Origin of the sequence: Microtetraspora glauca (assembly GCF_040656155.1) — a bacterium.
Classification (GTDB): Bacteria; Actinomycetota; Actinomycetes; order Streptosporangiales; family Streptosporangiaceae; genus Microtetraspora; species Microtetraspora glauca.
The window spans coordinates 330,845-344,740 of the sequence record NZ_JBFALK010000003.1; the positions used below are offsets into that span (position 1 = coordinate 330,845).

Annotated in this window: 14 protein-coding genes and 1 pseudogene; 5 read left to right on the forward strand and 10 right to left on the reverse strand. The window is 68.8% G+C overall.

Going from position 1 to position 13,896, the window contains the following annotated elements:
• Positions 1 to 191: 191 nt before the first annotated feature.
• Genes AB0I59_RS07870 through AB0I59_RS07880 form a run of 3 tightly spaced genes read right to left on the reverse strand, consistent with a single transcriptional unit; the run spans position 192 to position 984 of the window.
• Complete coding sequence (locus AB0I59_RS07870; RefSeq protein WP_358131320.1) at positions 192 to 503, reverse strand: hypothetical protein; 312 nt, start codon at positions 501 to 503, stop codon at positions 192 to 194.
• The gene (locus AB0I59_RS07875) at positions 500 to 778 is read right to left on the reverse strand and encodes a hypothetical protein (RefSeq protein WP_358131323.1); all 279 of its coding nucleotides are present in this window, start codon (positions 776 to 778) and stop codon (positions 500 to 502) included. Before AB0I59_RS07875 ends, AB0I59_RS07870 begins: the two co-directional genes overlap by 4 nt.
• Positions 775 to 984, reverse strand: a complete 210-nt coding sequence (locus AB0I59_RS07880; RefSeq protein ID WP_358131325.1) for a hypothetical protein — start codon at positions 982 to 984, stop codon at positions 775 to 777. The genes AB0I59_RS07875 and AB0I59_RS07880 overlap by 4 nt, the downstream gene beginning before the upstream one ends.
• A gap of 107 nt (positions 985 to 1,091) precedes the next feature.
• Here AB0I59_RS07880 and AB0I59_RS07885 point away from each other — a divergent pair, with 107 nt between their 5' ends.
• From AB0I59_RS07885 to AB0I59_RS07895, 3 genes and pseudogenes are all read left to right on the forward strand, one after another.
• Complete coding sequence (locus AB0I59_RS07885) at positions 1,092 to 1,499, forward strand: GntR family transcriptional regulator (RefSeq protein WP_358131328.1); 408 nt, start codon at positions 1,092 to 1,094, stop codon at positions 1,497 to 1,499.
• A gap of 186 nt (positions 1,500 to 1,685) precedes the next feature.
• Complete coding sequence (locus AB0I59_RS07890; RefSeq protein ID WP_358131331.1) at positions 1,686 to 2,174, forward strand: GntR family transcriptional regulator; 489 nt, start codon at positions 1,686 to 1,688, stop codon at positions 2,172 to 2,174.
• Positions 2,175 to 2,370: 196 nt separating this feature from the next.
• Positions 2,371 to 2,775, forward strand: a pseudogene (locus tag AB0I59_RS07895) (DUF4126 domain-containing protein); the annotation flags it as partial.
• Positions 2,776 to 2,791: 16 nt separating this feature from the next.
• Here AB0I59_RS07895 and AB0I59_RS07900 read toward each other — a convergent pair.
• The 7 genes from AB0I59_RS07900 to polA all read right to left on the reverse strand — a co-directional run bounded on the left by AB0I59_RS07900 (position 2,792) and on the right by polA (position 12,503).
• Positions 2,792 to 3,382 carry a hypothetical protein gene (locus AB0I59_RS07900; RefSeq protein ID WP_358131333.1) on the reverse strand — a complete coding sequence of 197 codons (591 nt, stop codon included), beginning with the start codon at positions 3,380 to 3,382 and terminating at the stop codon, positions 2,792 to 2,794.
• A gap of 51 nt (positions 3,383 to 3,433) precedes the next feature.
• Positions 3,434 to 5,545 carry an excinuclease ABC subunit UvrB gene (gene uvrB, locus AB0I59_RS07905; protein ID WP_061252416.1) on the reverse strand — a complete coding sequence of 704 codons (2,112 nt, stop codon included), beginning with the start codon at positions 5,543 to 5,545 and terminating at the stop codon, positions 3,434 to 3,436.
• A gap of 129 nt (positions 5,546 to 5,674) precedes the next feature.
• On the reverse strand, positions 5,675 to 6,271 hold the full coding sequence (gene coaE / locus AB0I59_RS07910) for a dephospho-CoA kinase (protein ID WP_061252415.1): 597 nt from the start codon (positions 6,269 to 6,271) through the stop codon (positions 5,675 to 5,677).
• A gap of 66 nt (positions 6,272 to 6,337) precedes the next feature.
• A complete protein-coding gene (locus AB0I59_RS07915) occupies positions 6,338 to 6,874 on the reverse strand; it encodes a GNAT family N-acetyltransferase (RefSeq protein ID WP_061252414.1) in 537 nt (178 codons plus the stop codon).
• A 134-nt stretch (positions 6,875 to 7,008) separates the two neighbouring features.
• A complete protein-coding gene (gene rpsA, locus AB0I59_RS07920; protein ID WP_061252413.1) occupies positions 7,009 to 8,478 on the reverse strand; it encodes a 30S ribosomal protein S1 in 1,470 nt (489 codons plus the stop codon).
• Positions 8,479 to 8,658: 180 nt separating this feature from the next.
• Entirely contained in the window at positions 8,659 to 9,729 is a 1,071-nt protein-coding gene (locus tag AB0I59_RS07925; protein ID WP_061252806.1) for a polysaccharide deacetylase family protein, read from the reverse strand.
• A gap of 95 nt (positions 9,730 to 9,824) precedes the next feature.
• On the reverse strand, positions 9,825 to 12,503 hold the full coding sequence (gene polA, locus AB0I59_RS07930) for a DNA polymerase I (protein WP_358131339.1): 2,679 nt from the start codon (positions 12,501 to 12,503) through the stop codon (positions 9,825 to 9,827).
• 63 nt (positions 12,504 to 12,566) lie between these two features.
• Between polA and AB0I59_RS07935 the strand changes: the two genes are divergently transcribed.
• Both AB0I59_RS07935 and AB0I59_RS07940 read left to right on the forward strand, forming a co-directional pair.
• A complete protein-coding gene (locus AB0I59_RS07935; RefSeq protein WP_061252411.1) occupies positions 12,567 to 12,986 on the forward strand; it encodes a PaaI family thioesterase in 420 nt (139 codons plus the stop codon).
• A 301-nt stretch (positions 12,987 to 13,287) separates the two neighbouring features.
• A complete protein-coding gene (locus AB0I59_RS07940) occupies positions 13,288 to 13,836 on the forward strand; it encodes a DUF4352 domain-containing protein (RefSeq protein WP_358131342.1) in 549 nt (182 codons plus the stop codon).
• The last annotated feature ends 60 nt before the right edge of the window (positions 13,837 to 13,896 follow it).

Sequence of the window (13,896 nt, forward strand, 5' to 3'; positions counted from 1 at the left end):
ACCCGGGACTCCTCGTTGGTAGGTCGTTCTGGGCGAGGCCCTCGGCCGGTGTTTTGGTCACCGGTCGGGGGCCGTTCTTGTTGTTGGGGGTGGTGGCCCCGTCTTCCCCCCTCGCCCCCCAGCGAGGCCCGGGGCCACCAAAGCTCCGCGGTCGCGATGGCCAGGCGACCAGCGGAGCAGCTCAGCAGGGGCTACCTGATGCAGTCACATGGCCGGCGGCCTGGCGGCGGCTCGTAGACCTCCACACCGGCCACCCGGAGCACCGGGTCCCGGCTGTCGGTGACCGTGTACTTCATCCGCCACCAGTGGTGCGGGGAACACCGGGCGATCTGGTGGAGCATCTCGGTCGCGACCGCCTGGTGGTCGTCACGGGAGCGGATGCCGCGTCGTGTCTCGTAGGTGGCCATGGTGTAGTCGCGCTCCCAGATCTCTCCATCGCAGGAGATCTCCACGCTCCAGCCGCGGACCTCCTTGGTCTTGCGTTGTGGCGGCTGCCGGGTCATCGGGCCTCACCGGACAGGATCCGCATCCACAGCTCCTCGGCCTGGCGGTAGGGCAACCGCGTGCTCTCGTGCCAGCCCCGGCCGTCTAGCCGGCCGATGAAGAGACGGCCGCCGCCCGTGTACAGGAAGTAGCGCGGCGCCCGGCACTTGCAGGTCCACCGGAGAGCTCGGCATCGCGGGCCCGGAGCAACCGCCTCATGCCACTCGATCGCCTCGCACGTGGCGAGGGCGTGCGCGACATGCGGTCCATGCTCCGCGTAGCCCATGAAGCTCACGCGCGGGCCTTCTCCAAGAGCCGCTCCTGCTCGGCCAGCTGCTCGCCGAGCTCCACGGCGTCGGCCGCCCAGAGGTTCATCGTCAGGTCCGGCTGTGCCTTGCGCTCCCAGTCGTCGAGCTGCTGGCGCCGGGTCGCTGATGGCGTCGGGTCGTCACGGATCACCCATTCGGAGCCGTACCGCTCCCTCAGATCACGGAAGGTCATGGTCCGGACCGTAGCACATGTACGTACAGGCAAACAGACTGTATAAGTGTCTATGCGGACAGGCGCACAAGATCACAATTTGGCTGTCTGCCCCTACCCTCATGTCTGTGGAGATCAATGTGCGAAGCCACACACCGGTTTACCTGCAGCTCGCCCACGGGCTGCGGGAGATGATCCGCGCCGGCGAACTGGCGCCCGGCACGGTGTTCCCCGGCGAACACGAGATGGCCACGCAGTACGGCGTCGGCCGCGAAGCCGTCCGTAAGGCGCTCGGCGTACTGCGCGCCGAGGGACTGGTCGCCACCAAGAAGGGTGAAGGGTCACAGGTTCGCGTCCAGCCTGAGCGTGAGACGCTCGCGATCGACTCCAAGACGCGGGTCTGGTTTCGCCAGACCACTCCGGAGGAGCGGATCACGATGGGGCTCGACGAAGGAGTGGGCCTGGTCGTCGTTGAGACCGAGGGCGTTGCGCCCCGGCTACTTCCCAGCGATGAGGTCATCATCACGGGTAAGTGATTGATGGCCCCGCCTCCCCCATGGAGGAGACGGGCCCATCCCCGGTTGGGCCGCCTCGGCGTGAGCTGGCCCACATAGGAGACGAGCGCCACTCATAATCGGTTTACTGACCTACCCCCTGTATCTTCTCAGCGCTGGGATGTAGCAGCTCAGGGGACCGACGAGATAGATCAATAGTCTCCCAGCGTGCTTGATCATGGATCATCGACACCCGTCTACGCCCAACTGGCGGCACTGCTGCGGGCCCAGATCAAGTCCGGCGAGCTCGCGCCCGGCCAGGCGATCCCCTCCGAGCCAGAGATGGTCCGCCAGTACGGCATCGCCCGCACGACCGCCCGCCGCGCCATCGGTGCCCTGAAAGACGAGCAGCTCGTCTACACGCTCCCCGGCGAGGGCACATTCGTCGGCTCATCGCCAGAGGCGGCCCCCCGGGAGCCGGCCAACCTCCCGCCGTACCGGAGGGTCGCGGCCGATCTCGTCGAGCGCATCCGCGCCGGCCGCTGGCAGCCGGAGCGCCCGCTGCCGAGCGAGCAGCACTTGATGCAGGAGTACGGCGTCGCGAAGGAGACCGTACGGCGGGCGGTCGCGCTGCTGCGCGAGCAGGGCTGGGTCTACACGGTGGCCCGGCGCGGCTCGTACGTCTCCCCCGTCGACCACTGGCCGGCCGAAGGCTGAACCCCGCGCACGACTGCGCCCCGTCGCCTTCTCGGCGGCGGGGCGTTTTTCATGATCGTGCGTCACGCATGCGCGGTGATCTTGGCTGACACTGGAGGACACTGGGGGACACTGGAGGATTCACATTGAGATCACACCAGCTCAGAGGCCATGTCGGCGCCTCTAACAGGGCCGACTCGAATAGGACAAGGTCCCGGTCGTCGATCACGTCAACGACATCATCCAGACCGCCGTGCGTCCCGCGTCCGGCGGCGTGGTCTTCAGCGCCACCACCGCCGCGGCGGAGCTGGACAACTCGGCCTGGATGGCCGAGCATCCCGCCGTCGGCTGGATCCTCGGCATCGCCGTCGCCCTCGCGGTGCACGCCGTGAAGGCGAGCGCCCGCCCGGTCGTGAACGTCACCACCGCCGGAGTGGGCGCCCCTGTCGTCAGCACGGTGGAGGACGCGGGCGCGCTCGGCATGAGCCTCATCGCGATCTTCCTGCCGGTGCTGGTCGTCGTGGCGGTCGCGGTGCTGGCCTTCGTCGGCTGGCGCCTCACCCGCCGCGTCCGCCGGTATCGCGCCTCGCGCAGGGCCGCCCGTACGGCGGAGCCGACCTGAGGGCGCTCGGACCCGCTCAGAGGTCGGCCGTGTCCGCCAGGAAGTCGAAGAGACGGGCCAGCTCCGCGTACGTCGCGCCCTTCTTGATCAGCGCGCCCATCCGCTGGGCGGCCTCCGTCGTGAAGTGGTGACCGGCCAGCGCGGGCGCCAGCGCCGCCCGGCGGCCCAGCAGATCGGCAGCCGAAGTGCGGTGCGGGTTGCGGACGATCGAGACGCTGACCCGGATGGCGTGCTCGTTGCCCCAGTGGACGCCGGGGCGGTCGGTCTCGACGGCCGAATAGCGGAAGCCGTGAGACCGGTCACAGGTGGGGCAGCCGACCGGCCCCCCGCCCAGGCTGCTCCCGCAGTCGGCGCAGACCAGCCGGTCCATGGCGGCGTCCACCACCCGCCAGTCATGCCGGTCGGGCTCGTCCACGACCATCGCGGCGATGCCGGGCTCCTCCTTCAGCGTGATCATGCCGAACTCCCGGGAGACGAACTCCCGCCAGCCGTCGTCCACGATCTCGTCGACCAGCACCCGGCACCGCGCGCAGTCCGGAGCCCCGCCGTACTCCCAGCAGTCGCACGCCGAGCAACGCCGGAGCCGATCACCCACCGCCGGCCGCATGTCCGTCACCCCGTCCTGTAGATCACCTGCGGACGTACCGTATCGGATCGGTCATTTCACCCCGGCTTCGCGCATGTCGCGAAGCTCGCGCTTGAGCTCCTTGATCTCGTCGCGCAGCCGGGCCGCGACCTCGAACTGCAGGTCGGCGGCCGCCGTGTGCATCTGCTCGGTGAGGGATTCGACCAGGGCCTCCAGCTGGGACCGGGGCATCTCCCCGACGATCGCCTTGGCGTGCTGGCCGGCCGTGCGGGACGCGAGTCCGGGCACCGGCGCCTTGCCGCGCGACTGCTGGCGCCCTCCGCCGCCGAGCAGTTGGGCCGTGTCGGCGTCCTCCCTGGCGAGGCTGTCCAGGATGTCGGCGATCTTCTTGCGCAGCGGCTGGGGGTCGAGCCCGTTCGCGGAGTTGTAGGCCATCTGCTTGGCCCGCCGCCGGTTGGTCTCCTCGATGGCCCGCTCCATGCTCGGGGTGACCTTGTCGGCGTACATGTGGACCTGGCCGGACACGTTTCGCGCGGCACGGCCGATCGTCTGGATCAGCGAGGTCTCCGAGCGCAGGAATCCCTCCTTGTCGGCGTCCAGGATGGCCACCAGGGACACCTCGGGCAGGTCGAGGCCCTCACGGAGCAGGTTGATGCCGACCAGCACGTCGAACTCGCCCATGCGCAGCTCGCGCAGCAGCTCGATCCGCCTGAGGGTGTCGACCTCGCTGTGCAGGTAACGCACGCGGATGCCGTTCTCCAGGAGGTAGTCGGTGAGGTCCTCCGCCATCTTCTTGGTCAGGGTGGTGACCAGGACCCGCTCGTCCTTCTCCGTGCGCACCCGGATCTCGTGCATCAGGTCGTCGATCTGGCCCTTGGTCGGCTTGACGACGACCTCAGGGTCGACCAGCCCGGTCGGGCGGATGACCTGCTCGACCACGTCGCCCTTGCTGCGGCCCAGCTCGTACGGCCCCGGCGTGGCGGACAGGTAGACGGTCTGCCCGATCCGCTCCAGGAACTCCTCCCACTTGAGCGGGCGGTTGTCCATCGCGGACGGCAGCCGGAACCCGTGCTCGACGAGGGTGCGCTTGCGCGAGGCGTCTCCCTCGTACATCGCGCCGATCTGCGGCACGGTCTGGTGCGACTCGTCCAGGACGAGCAGGAAGTCCTCGGGGAAGTAGTCGAGCAGGGTGTGCGGAGCGGTCCCCGGCCCCCGCCCGTCGATGTGGCGGGAGTAGTTCTCGATGCCGGAGCAGGTGCCGATCTGGCGCATCATCTCGATGTCGTAGGTCGTGCGCATCCGCAGCCGCTGGGCCTCCAGCAGCTTGCCCTGCTGCTCCATCCGGCTGAGGGACTCGGCCAGCTCCGCCTCGATGTCGCGGACGGCCCGCTCCATCCGCTCGGGACCCGCGACGTAGTGCGAGGCCGGGAAGATGTACAGCTCCGGATCCTCGGTGATCACCTCGCCGGTCAGCGGGTGCAGTGTGGCGAGCTTCTCGATCTCGTCGCCGAACATCTCGATGCGGACGGCGAGCTCCTCGTACTGCGGGATGATCTCGATCGTGTCGCCGCGCACCCGGAACGTGCCCCGCGTGAAGGACAGGTCGTTGCGCGCGTACTGCATGTCGACGAGCTTGCGCAGGAGCTGGTCGCGCTCGATCTCCTGGCCGACCTTGAGCCGGACCATGCGGTCGACGTACTCCTGCGGGGTGCCCAGGCCGTAGATGCACGACACCGAGGCCACCACGACGGTGTCACGGCGGGTCAGCAGCGAGTTGGTCGCCGAGTGACGCAGCCGCTCGACCTCCTCGTTGATCGAGGAGTCCTTCTCGATGTAGGTGTCGCTCTGCGGAACGTATGCCTCGGGCTGGTAGTAGTCGTAATACGACACGAAATATTCGACGGCGTTGTTCGGCAGCATCTCGCGCAGCTCGTTGGCGAACTGCGCGGCGAGCGTCTTGTTCGGCTGCATGACCAGCGCCGGGCGCTGCAGACGCTCGATCAGCCAGGCGACCGTCGCGGTCTTGCCGGTGCCGGTGGCGCCCAGCAGGACGTTGTCCTTGTCTCCCGCCTTGACCCGGCGCTCCAGGTCCGCTATCGCGGACGGTTGGTCGCCGGAGGGCGTCATGTCGGTGACCACCTCGAAGGGCGCCACTTTACGCTGCAAGTCGGTTACGGGCCTCACGTCTGCATAACCTACGCCGGGCCACCGACATTTCCGTACCCGAGCCGGACCTTCCCCTCCGCCACCGCGCGGGCGGCCCTCAAACGGCCCTCACACGGCCCCGGCAGGGGCTACGCCGCCTTGGGAGGGCTACACGGCCCTGGCCCGCAGGTCCTCCCAGAGCTCGGCCACCCGGGCGTCGAGATCCTCAAGAGGGCCCTCGTTGCCGATCACCACATCGGCGATCTTCAGCCGGTCGTCCCTGGCGGCCTGCGCGGCGATGCGCGCCCGCGCGTCCCGCTCGGACATGCCGCGACATCGCGTGAGGCGGTCCAGGCGGATCTCGTCGGACGCGTCCACGACGACGACGACGTCGTACATCGACGCGAGGTTGTTCTCCGCGAGCAGCGGGACGTCGTACACCACGATCGCGTCCTCGGACGCGGCCTCCTGGAGCTCGCTCACCCGTTCGCCGACCCTGGGGTGGACGATCCCGTTGAGCACGGCCAGCTTCCCCGCGTCCGCGAAGACGATGGAACCGAGCCTCTCGCGGTCGAGACCGCCGTCCGGGCGGAGCACGGTCTCGCCGAACGCCTCGACGATCTCCTTGAGCCCCTCGGTCCCGGGCTCCACCACCTCACGCGCGATCTTGTCGGCGTCGATGACGACCGCCCCGTACTCCGCGAGGCGCCTGGAGACCTCGCTCTTACCCGACCCGATGCCGCCCGTGAGGCCCACCTTCACCACGCCCGCAGCCTATCGGGAGCCTTCCGCCCCCGGTAGGCGGGCCCATATTGGGCAAAGAATGGCGCTTTATCGGGAGATCGCCTCGCGCCGCAAGTGGATCAGGGTGAGGTGATCCTGGACGCGCTCCCTGCGGGTCTCCCGGTACCCCAGGCGGCGGTAGAGCCGCAGGTTGCCCTCCGACAGGTGCCCGGTGAAGAGGTCGAAAGCGGTGGCCTCGGGCACCGCCGCGTGGAGAGCCTCGAGCAGGGCGGTGCCGATGCCCGTGCCCTGCCGGTCCGGAGCGACCACGAGGCGGCCCACGAGGCACGCACGGCCGGGCCGCCCGCCCGCCTCGTGCTCCGGCCTTCTCGTGGGTCCACGCCCCGCACCGCCGTCCTGAGCTCCGTCAGGCAGCCGTCCGCGCACGGAGCCGACGATGCGCGTGCCCTCGACGGCCTTGAGCACCACGCCGGTCTCAATCACCTTGCGGAGCTGTTCGAACGACTCGACGAGGGGGGCGATGAAGGGATCGCCGTACATCTGGGCCTCGGTCACGTACGCCGCGCGTTGCAGGGTGAGGATCTCCCCGGCGTCGGCGGGCGACGCCCTCTCGATGTCCGCCACGCCGCCACCCTATCGGCAGCGGGGCGGTGAAGAAGATCACGGAGAAGACGGCGGGAAACGCGAGAGAAGGAGGAAAACGCGAGAAGGCCCCGCCGAAGCGGGGCCTTCCCGTGCTTACTTCACATCCCGAGCGGTCAGCTCTGGCCGCCGGCCAGCTTCTCGCGCAGGGCGGCGAGCGCCTCGTCGGAGGCGAGCGCGCCGCCACCGGTCTGGGACGGGGTGGCGGTCTCGCCGGAGTAGGACGACGGAGCGGCCTCGCTGGCCTCCGCCTCCTCCTGGCGAGCCTTCTCGACCTGCGACTTGTGGGCCTCGAAGCGAGCCTGGGCCTCGGCGTACTGCCGCTCCCACTCCTCGCGCTGCTTGTCGAAGCCCTCGAGCCACTCGCCGGTCTCGGCGTCGAAGCCCTCGGGGTAGATGTAGTTGCCCTGGTCGTCGTAGGTCGCCGCCATGCCGTACAGCGTGGGGTCGAACTCGACGTCGGCGCCCATCGCGCCCTCGTTCGCCTGCTTCAGCGAGAGGGAGATGCGGCGGCGGTCCAGGTCGATGTCGATGATCTTGACGAAGATCTCGTCGCCCACCTGCACGACCTGCTCCGGGATCTCCACGTGGCGCTCGGCCAGCTCGGAGATGTGGACCAGGCCCTCGATGCCCTCCTCGACGCGGACGAACGCACCGAACGGCACCAGCTTGGTGACGCGGCCCGGGACGACCTGGCCGATCTGGTGGGTGCGGGCGAACTGCTGCCACGGGTCTTCCTGCGTCGCCTTGAGCGAGAGGGAGACGCGCTCGCGCTCCATGTCGACGTCGAGAACCTCGACCGTGACCTCCTGGCCGACCTCGACGACCTCGGACGGGTGGTCGATGTGCTTCCAGGAGAGCTCGGAGACGTGCACCAGTCCGTCGACGCCGCCGAGGTCCACGAACGCACCGAAGTTGACGATCGAGGACACGACGCCCTTGCGGACCTGACCCTTCTGCAGGGTGTTGAGGAACGTCTGGCGAACCTCGGACTGGGTCTGCTCCAGCCAGGCACGGCGGGACAGGACCACGTTGTTGCGGTTCTTGTCCAGCTCTATGATCTTCGCCTCGAGCTCGCGGCCGACGTACGGCTGCAGGTCGCGGACGCGGCGCATCTCGACCAGGGAGGCCGGCAGGAAGCCGCGGAGGCCGATGTCGAGGATGAGACCACCCTTGACGACCTCGATGACCGTGCCGGTGACGATGCCGTCCTCGTCCTTGATCTTCTCGATCGTGCCCCAGGCCCGCTCGTACTGAGCGCGCTTCTTGGACAGGATGAGGCGGCCTTCCTTGTCCTCCTTCTGGAGGACCAGGGCCTCGACGTGCTCGCCGACTTCGACGACGTCGGCGGGATCGACATCGTGCTTGATCGAGAGCTCACGCGAAGGGATGACACCCTCGGTCTTGTAACCGATGTCGAGCAAGACCTCGTCTCGATCGACCTTGACAACGGTGCCCTCAACGATGTCGCCGTCGTTGAAGTACTTGATGGTCTCGTCGATCGCGGCGAGGAAGGCCTCCTCGGAACCGATGTCGTTGACCGCTACCTGCGGGGTGCTCGAGGTGGCCTCAGTGCTGCTCGTCATGTGTGGAATTGCTCCGAACCGGACAGATGTCGTTGTGACCGAGGCGCGATGGGCTTGTTTTCCGTTCAACCACGGTGATGGTGATCGAGCGCGAGCCCGCTCCGTCCGAGGCGCACGCGAGCCCACGGCGCAGCGATCAGCATATGAGACGACGCGTCCCAGGTCAATCCGGCCGCGATGCTAGTAAGCGATGACCCTTTTCGCCGCCTTTGAAATGATATTACCTCGAAGCCTCTTCGGTATTGAGATGTGCTCAGGATCCCCATCGGACGTGTACCGCTCCCCCGGATGCTTGTCCAGCCAACCCAGCCAGTAGGCCGAACACCAGCGGCGGCACTCCCCCTTCTTTCCGTTGGACTGGATGCGCCAGATCGCGGAACGGTCAAAGCTTTTCGCGAACGGCGGCACCGAGGGCTCCGCCCCGGCGAGGAAGACCCCCTCGAACCGGTACGGGGTGCCGTCCCACTTGCCCTCTCGCGCTATCTTCGGCTTCCTCGGGCGGGAGCCGTACGGCAGGGCGAGGGTGAGGGACGGCGGGGCGCCGAGCTTCTTCAGCAGCCGCTCCTGCCGGACGATCTGCTCACCGACGCCCTCCTTGGACAGCCGGCGCAGGTCGGGGTGCGAGTAGGTGTGGTTGGCCACCTCGAACCCGTGATCGACCAGCCACTTCACCGCCGCCTCCTGCCGCGCCCGGTCGGGCAGGCCGAACGGGGCCCGGTTCACCCAGAAGGTCGCGGCCGGCCGGAAATCGGGATATTTCGCCGCGACCTCGTAGATGATCCCCACCGCGGTGTCCTTCTCGGGCATCCCGTTCGCGTCGAACGCGAAGTGCGAGGGGTGGCCGTCGTCGAAGGTGAGCACGACCGGATGCGCGCCCGCGGGGATGTCGATCTTCCCGGTCACGAACTCGGCCGCCGTGATGGGCACGTACCCGGCCTTGGCCAGCTTCTCCAGCTCGGACCGGAGTTGGGAGGGCGTCCGGTCGATCGAGGCGATGCGCTTCTTCAGCAGCCGGTGGTACATGATCACCGGCACCAGGCCGAGTTCGTTGGCCCCGACCGCGCGGGCCGACTCCACCGTCGCGGTGACCGGCGGCGGCGTGTGGCTCGGCACCACCGGCGCCGCTCTGGCCGGAACCCTCCCGTCTCCGGACTCGTCATCGCCCGCGGAGGGCAGCAGCGTCAACGCCACCAGACCCACCGCGATCACCGCCGCATTGGCGACCAACGTCGCCCGAGCAATTCTTCGCACAGTCATTTGACCTTACTGCCCGAAATTTGCAGAAGGTCATCTGTGCTCGACTTACTGATGAATCACGGCATACCGGCGGAGGATCCCGCCACCCGTCAGTGGCCGGCGTCCTCCCAGGTCGGGCCGACGCCCACGGACACGTCGAGCGGCACGCGGAACTCGAACGCCGCGCACATCTGCCCGACGACCGCGCTCTTGAGCTCCTCCAACTCGCCCGGGGCGACCTCGAAGACGAGTTCGTCATGGACCTGGAGCAGCATGCGGGAGCGCATGCCCTCGATCGCCTTCTGGACGTCGAGCATCGCGACCTTGATCACGTCGGCGGCCGAGCCCTGGATCGGCGCGTTCAGCGCCATCCGCTCCGCCATCTCGCGGCGCTGCCGGTTGTCGCTGGTGAGGTCCGGCAGGTAGCGGCGACGGCCGAGGATGGTCTCGGTGTAGCCGTCCTTGCGCGCCCGCGAGACCAGCTCCTCCAGGTAGTCGCGGACCCCGCCGAACTCCTGGAAGTACTCGTCCTTGAGCGCCCGCGCCTCCGGGACCGGGATGCCGAGCTGGCCGGACAACCCGAAGTCGGACAGGCCGTACGCCAGGCCGTAGTTCATCGCCTTGATCCGGGCCCGCAGATCGGCGTCCACCTGCTCGGGCGGAAGGTCGAAGACCCGCGCGGCCGTCGCCTGGTGGAAGTCGTGACCTGACTCGAAGGCCGCGATCAGCGACTCGTCACCGGACAGGTGCGCCATGATCCGCAGCTCGATCTGGCTGTAGTCGGCGGTGAGCAGCGTCTCGTAGCCCTCGCCCACGACGAACCCCTTGCGGATCCGGCGGCCCTCGGCGGTGCGGATCGGCACGTTCTGCAGGTTGGGCTTCTCGGAGCTGAGCCGCCCGGTCGCCGCCTTGATCTGGTTGAACGTGGTGTGGATCCGCCCGTCGTCGCCGATCTCCTTGATCAGGCCCTCGACGGTGGTGCGCAGCTTCATCTGGTCACGGTGCCTGAGCATGATCGTCGGCAGCTCGTGCTCGGTCTGCCCGGCCAGCCAGGCCAGCGCGTCCGCGTCCGTGGTGTAGCCCGTCTTGGTCTTCTTCGTCTTGGGCAGGTTCAGCCGGACGAAGAGGATCTCCTGGAGCTGCTTGGGCGAGCCCAGGTTGAACTGCTCGCCCACCGCCGCGTGCGCCGCCTCGACGGCCTGCTTCACCGCCGCGCCGAACTCGGCCTCAAGCGCCGCGAAGTACTGCCCGTCGGCGGCGATGCCGGCCCGCTCCATCGTCGCGAGCACCCGCAGCAGGGGCAGCTCGACCTCGGTGACCAGCCGGGTGCCGCCCCGGCTCGACAGGCGCTTCTCCAGCTCGTCCGCGAGGTCCCGTACGGCGTGGGCCCGCAGGGCGAGCTCGGCCGCGGCGGCGTCGTCCTCCTCGAACAGGCTGGTCTGACCATTGGCACCGGTCTCGCTGCGCAGCTCGCGATGGAGATAGCGCAGCACGAGGTCGTTCAGCGGGAACGAGCTCTGCCCCGGCATCGCCAGGTAGGCCGCCAGCGCCGTGTCACAGGTCAGGCCGCGCAGGTCCATGCCGAGGTCCCACAGGGCGAGCAGCGGCCCCTTCGCGTCGTGAACGGCCTTCGGCTTCGTCTCGTCGGCCAGCCACGCCCCGAGGGCCGCCTGGTCCTCCGGCGTGAGCTGGGTGGGATCCACGTAGGCGGCGCCCGACTCGCCGGAGATGGCGATGGCGTCCAGCCGCCCGGTGCCGCTGCCGTACGCGCCGCGGAACTCCAGACCGGCACGGCCCTCGGGCAGCGCGGCCAGCCACGCGCCCACCTCTCCGGGGCCGAGCACGGTCACCTCGACCTCGAAGCCCTCGCTCACCTCGGGCTCGGCGGTGCCAAGGGTCTTGAAGAGCCGGTCACGCAGCTCGCCGCGGATCTGGAGGGTGTCGAGCAGCTTGTTGATCTCCTCGCGGTCCCACTGGCCCATCAGCAGCTCGCCAGGGACGGCATCGAGGGGGACGTCGCGCCGCAGCTCGGTCAGCATCCGGTTGTGGATCACCTGGCCGAGGTGCTCGCGCAGCTTCTCGCCGACCTTGCCCTTGACCTCGTCGGCCCGCCGGACCAGCTCGTCGAGCGAGCCGTACTCCGAGATCCACTTGGTCGCGGTCTTCTCGCCCACGCTGGGAACGCTCGGCAGGTTGTCGCTCGGGTCGCCGCGCAGCGCCGCGAAGTCGGGGTACTGCGCCGGGGTCAGGCCGTACTTCTCCGCGACGGCGTCGGGGGTGAACCGCGTCATGTCGCTGATCCCGCGCCGGGTCATCAGCACCGTCACCCGGTCGTCGACGAGCTGCAGCGCGTCGCGGTCACCGGTGACGATCAGGACGTTCATGCCGGCGCCCGATGCCTGCGTGGCCAGCGTCGCGATCAGGTCGTCGGCCTCGTAGCCCGCGAGTGACAGGCGCGGGACGCGCAGCGCGTCGAGCAGCTCGAAGATGAGGTGCACCTGGCCGCGGAAGTCCTCCGGCGTCTCGGACCTGTTCGCCTTGTACGCCTCGAACGCCTCGTGCCGGAAGGTCGGCTCGCTCCGGTCGAAGCACACGGCGACATGGGTCGGCCGCTCGTCGCGGAGAATGTTGGTCAACATCGAGGTGAAGCCGTACACCGCTTCCGTGTGCTGACCGTCCGTCGTCATGAGGTTCGCGTCCTTCAGGGCGTAGAAGGCGCGGTAAGCAAGGGAATGACCGTCCAGGAGCAGCAGGCACGGACGGTCGGGGGTCGCTTCGGTGTTCGGCACATCCGCAGCCTAGTCTCCATCTACGACAGAATCCGCAGGCTCTTGCGCACAGGAGGCATCCCCTTGACCCTGACCAATCCCGACGAGTCCGTGTCCTTCCTCAACCAGATCAGCCGCGGGCACCTCCCGGATCGGATGGGCATCGAACTCCTCGAGGCGACCCCGGAGAAGGTCGTCGGGCGCATGCCCGTGGAGGGCAACACCCAGCCGTACGGCCTGCTTCACGGAGGCGCGTCGTGCGTTCTCGCCGAGTCGGTGGGATCGATGGGCGCCGCCCTGCACGCGGGTCCCGGACGGGTCGCCGTCGGCATCGAGATCAACGCCACCCACCACCGCTCGGCCACGTCCGGTCACGTCACCGCGGTCGCCACCCGCGTCCACGGCGGCCGCAGCCTCGCGACGTACGACATCGAGATCAACGACGACGAGGGGCGGCGGGTCTGCACCGCGAGGCTCACCTGCATGCTGCGCGATGCCGGCTGATCCGCCGGCGGATCGGAACGGATCCCGCCGTTTCTTTGCACGGCGGGTCGTGTCGTCGCTACCGTAGTCCGCTCGGAGCCCGTGGCGCGCCGAGTAGACAACGTGCGGAGCCGGGGAAGCTGTGCACGGCCCCAAAGGCCGCCACGGGCACGATGAGACGGGACGGCGCCGCCCCGCTCGGCCGCGAGATCACGCGGGACCTCACGCGAGAACGCCCAAGACATCGCACGAAGGAAACAATCCAAGAACGCCTTGGCGCACCCCGATGCGCCGGTTCGGTCGCGCGGGCTATCGTGCGGGAATGCCATGGTTCGGCCGGGTCGGATGCCTGATGGTCACCGCTGTGGTCATCGCACTCCTGTCCGGGTGCTCGGACACGCCGGCGAAACCGGCGGCCGCCCCCACCTACCCGTTACCCGCGCAGACGGCCCGCCCCGACGAAACCGTGATCACGGCCCCTCCCGTGATCGACGGCCAGATGCGGTTCCGCGTGATCGGCTACCGGGACGGCATGCCGAGCACGTTCGGCAGCCACGCGGAATGGAACGCCAAGGGGCAGTTCGTCCGGGTACGCGTGCTGATCGAGAGCACCGACCGGACCAACCAGAAGTTCGACGCGAAGCAGCAGCTGCTCGTCGCCTCGGACGGGCGCACCTTCCACGTCGACAACTTCTCGCAGGCGATGAAGCGCCAGCCCGACGAGCTCCCGGTCGGCAGCTTCGTGCGGATGGAGTTCGACCTCTGGTTCGACGTGCCGAAGGACGCCAGGATCGTCAAGGTCCGCTTCGTCGCGGATCCGCCGCTCGGGGCCAGCGGCCCGTCCAAGGGCGTGGACGTACCGGTGCGCTGACGCGCCCTTCGAAGAGAACAGGGCCCGGCGGGGGACGCCCCCCGCCGGACCCTCGTCCGT

What these genes read in the sequence shown, in the direction of transcription:
- AB0I59_RS07870 (WP_358131320.1), bottom strand. Translation starts at nt 503, where the DNA reads ATGACCCGGCAGCCGCCACAACGCAAGACCAAGGAGGTCCGCGGCTGG.
- AB0I59_RS07880 (WP_358131325.1), bottom strand. Translation starts at nt 984, where the DNA reads ATGACCTTCCGTGATCTGAGGGAGCGGTACGGCTCCGAATGGGTGATC.
- AB0I59_RS07900 (WP_358131333.1), bottom strand. Translation starts at nt 3,382, where the DNA reads ATGCGGCCGGCGGTGGGTGATCGGCTCCGGCGTTGCTCGGCGTGCGAC.
- rpsA (WP_061252413.1), bottom strand. Translation starts at nt 8,478, where the DNA reads ATGACGAGCAGCACTGAGGCCACCTCGAGCACCCCGCAGGTAGCGGTC.
- AB0I59_RS07940 (WP_358131342.1), top strand. Translation starts at nt 13,288, where the DNA reads ATGCCATGGTTCGGCCGGGTCGGATGCCTGATGGTCACCGCTGTGGTC.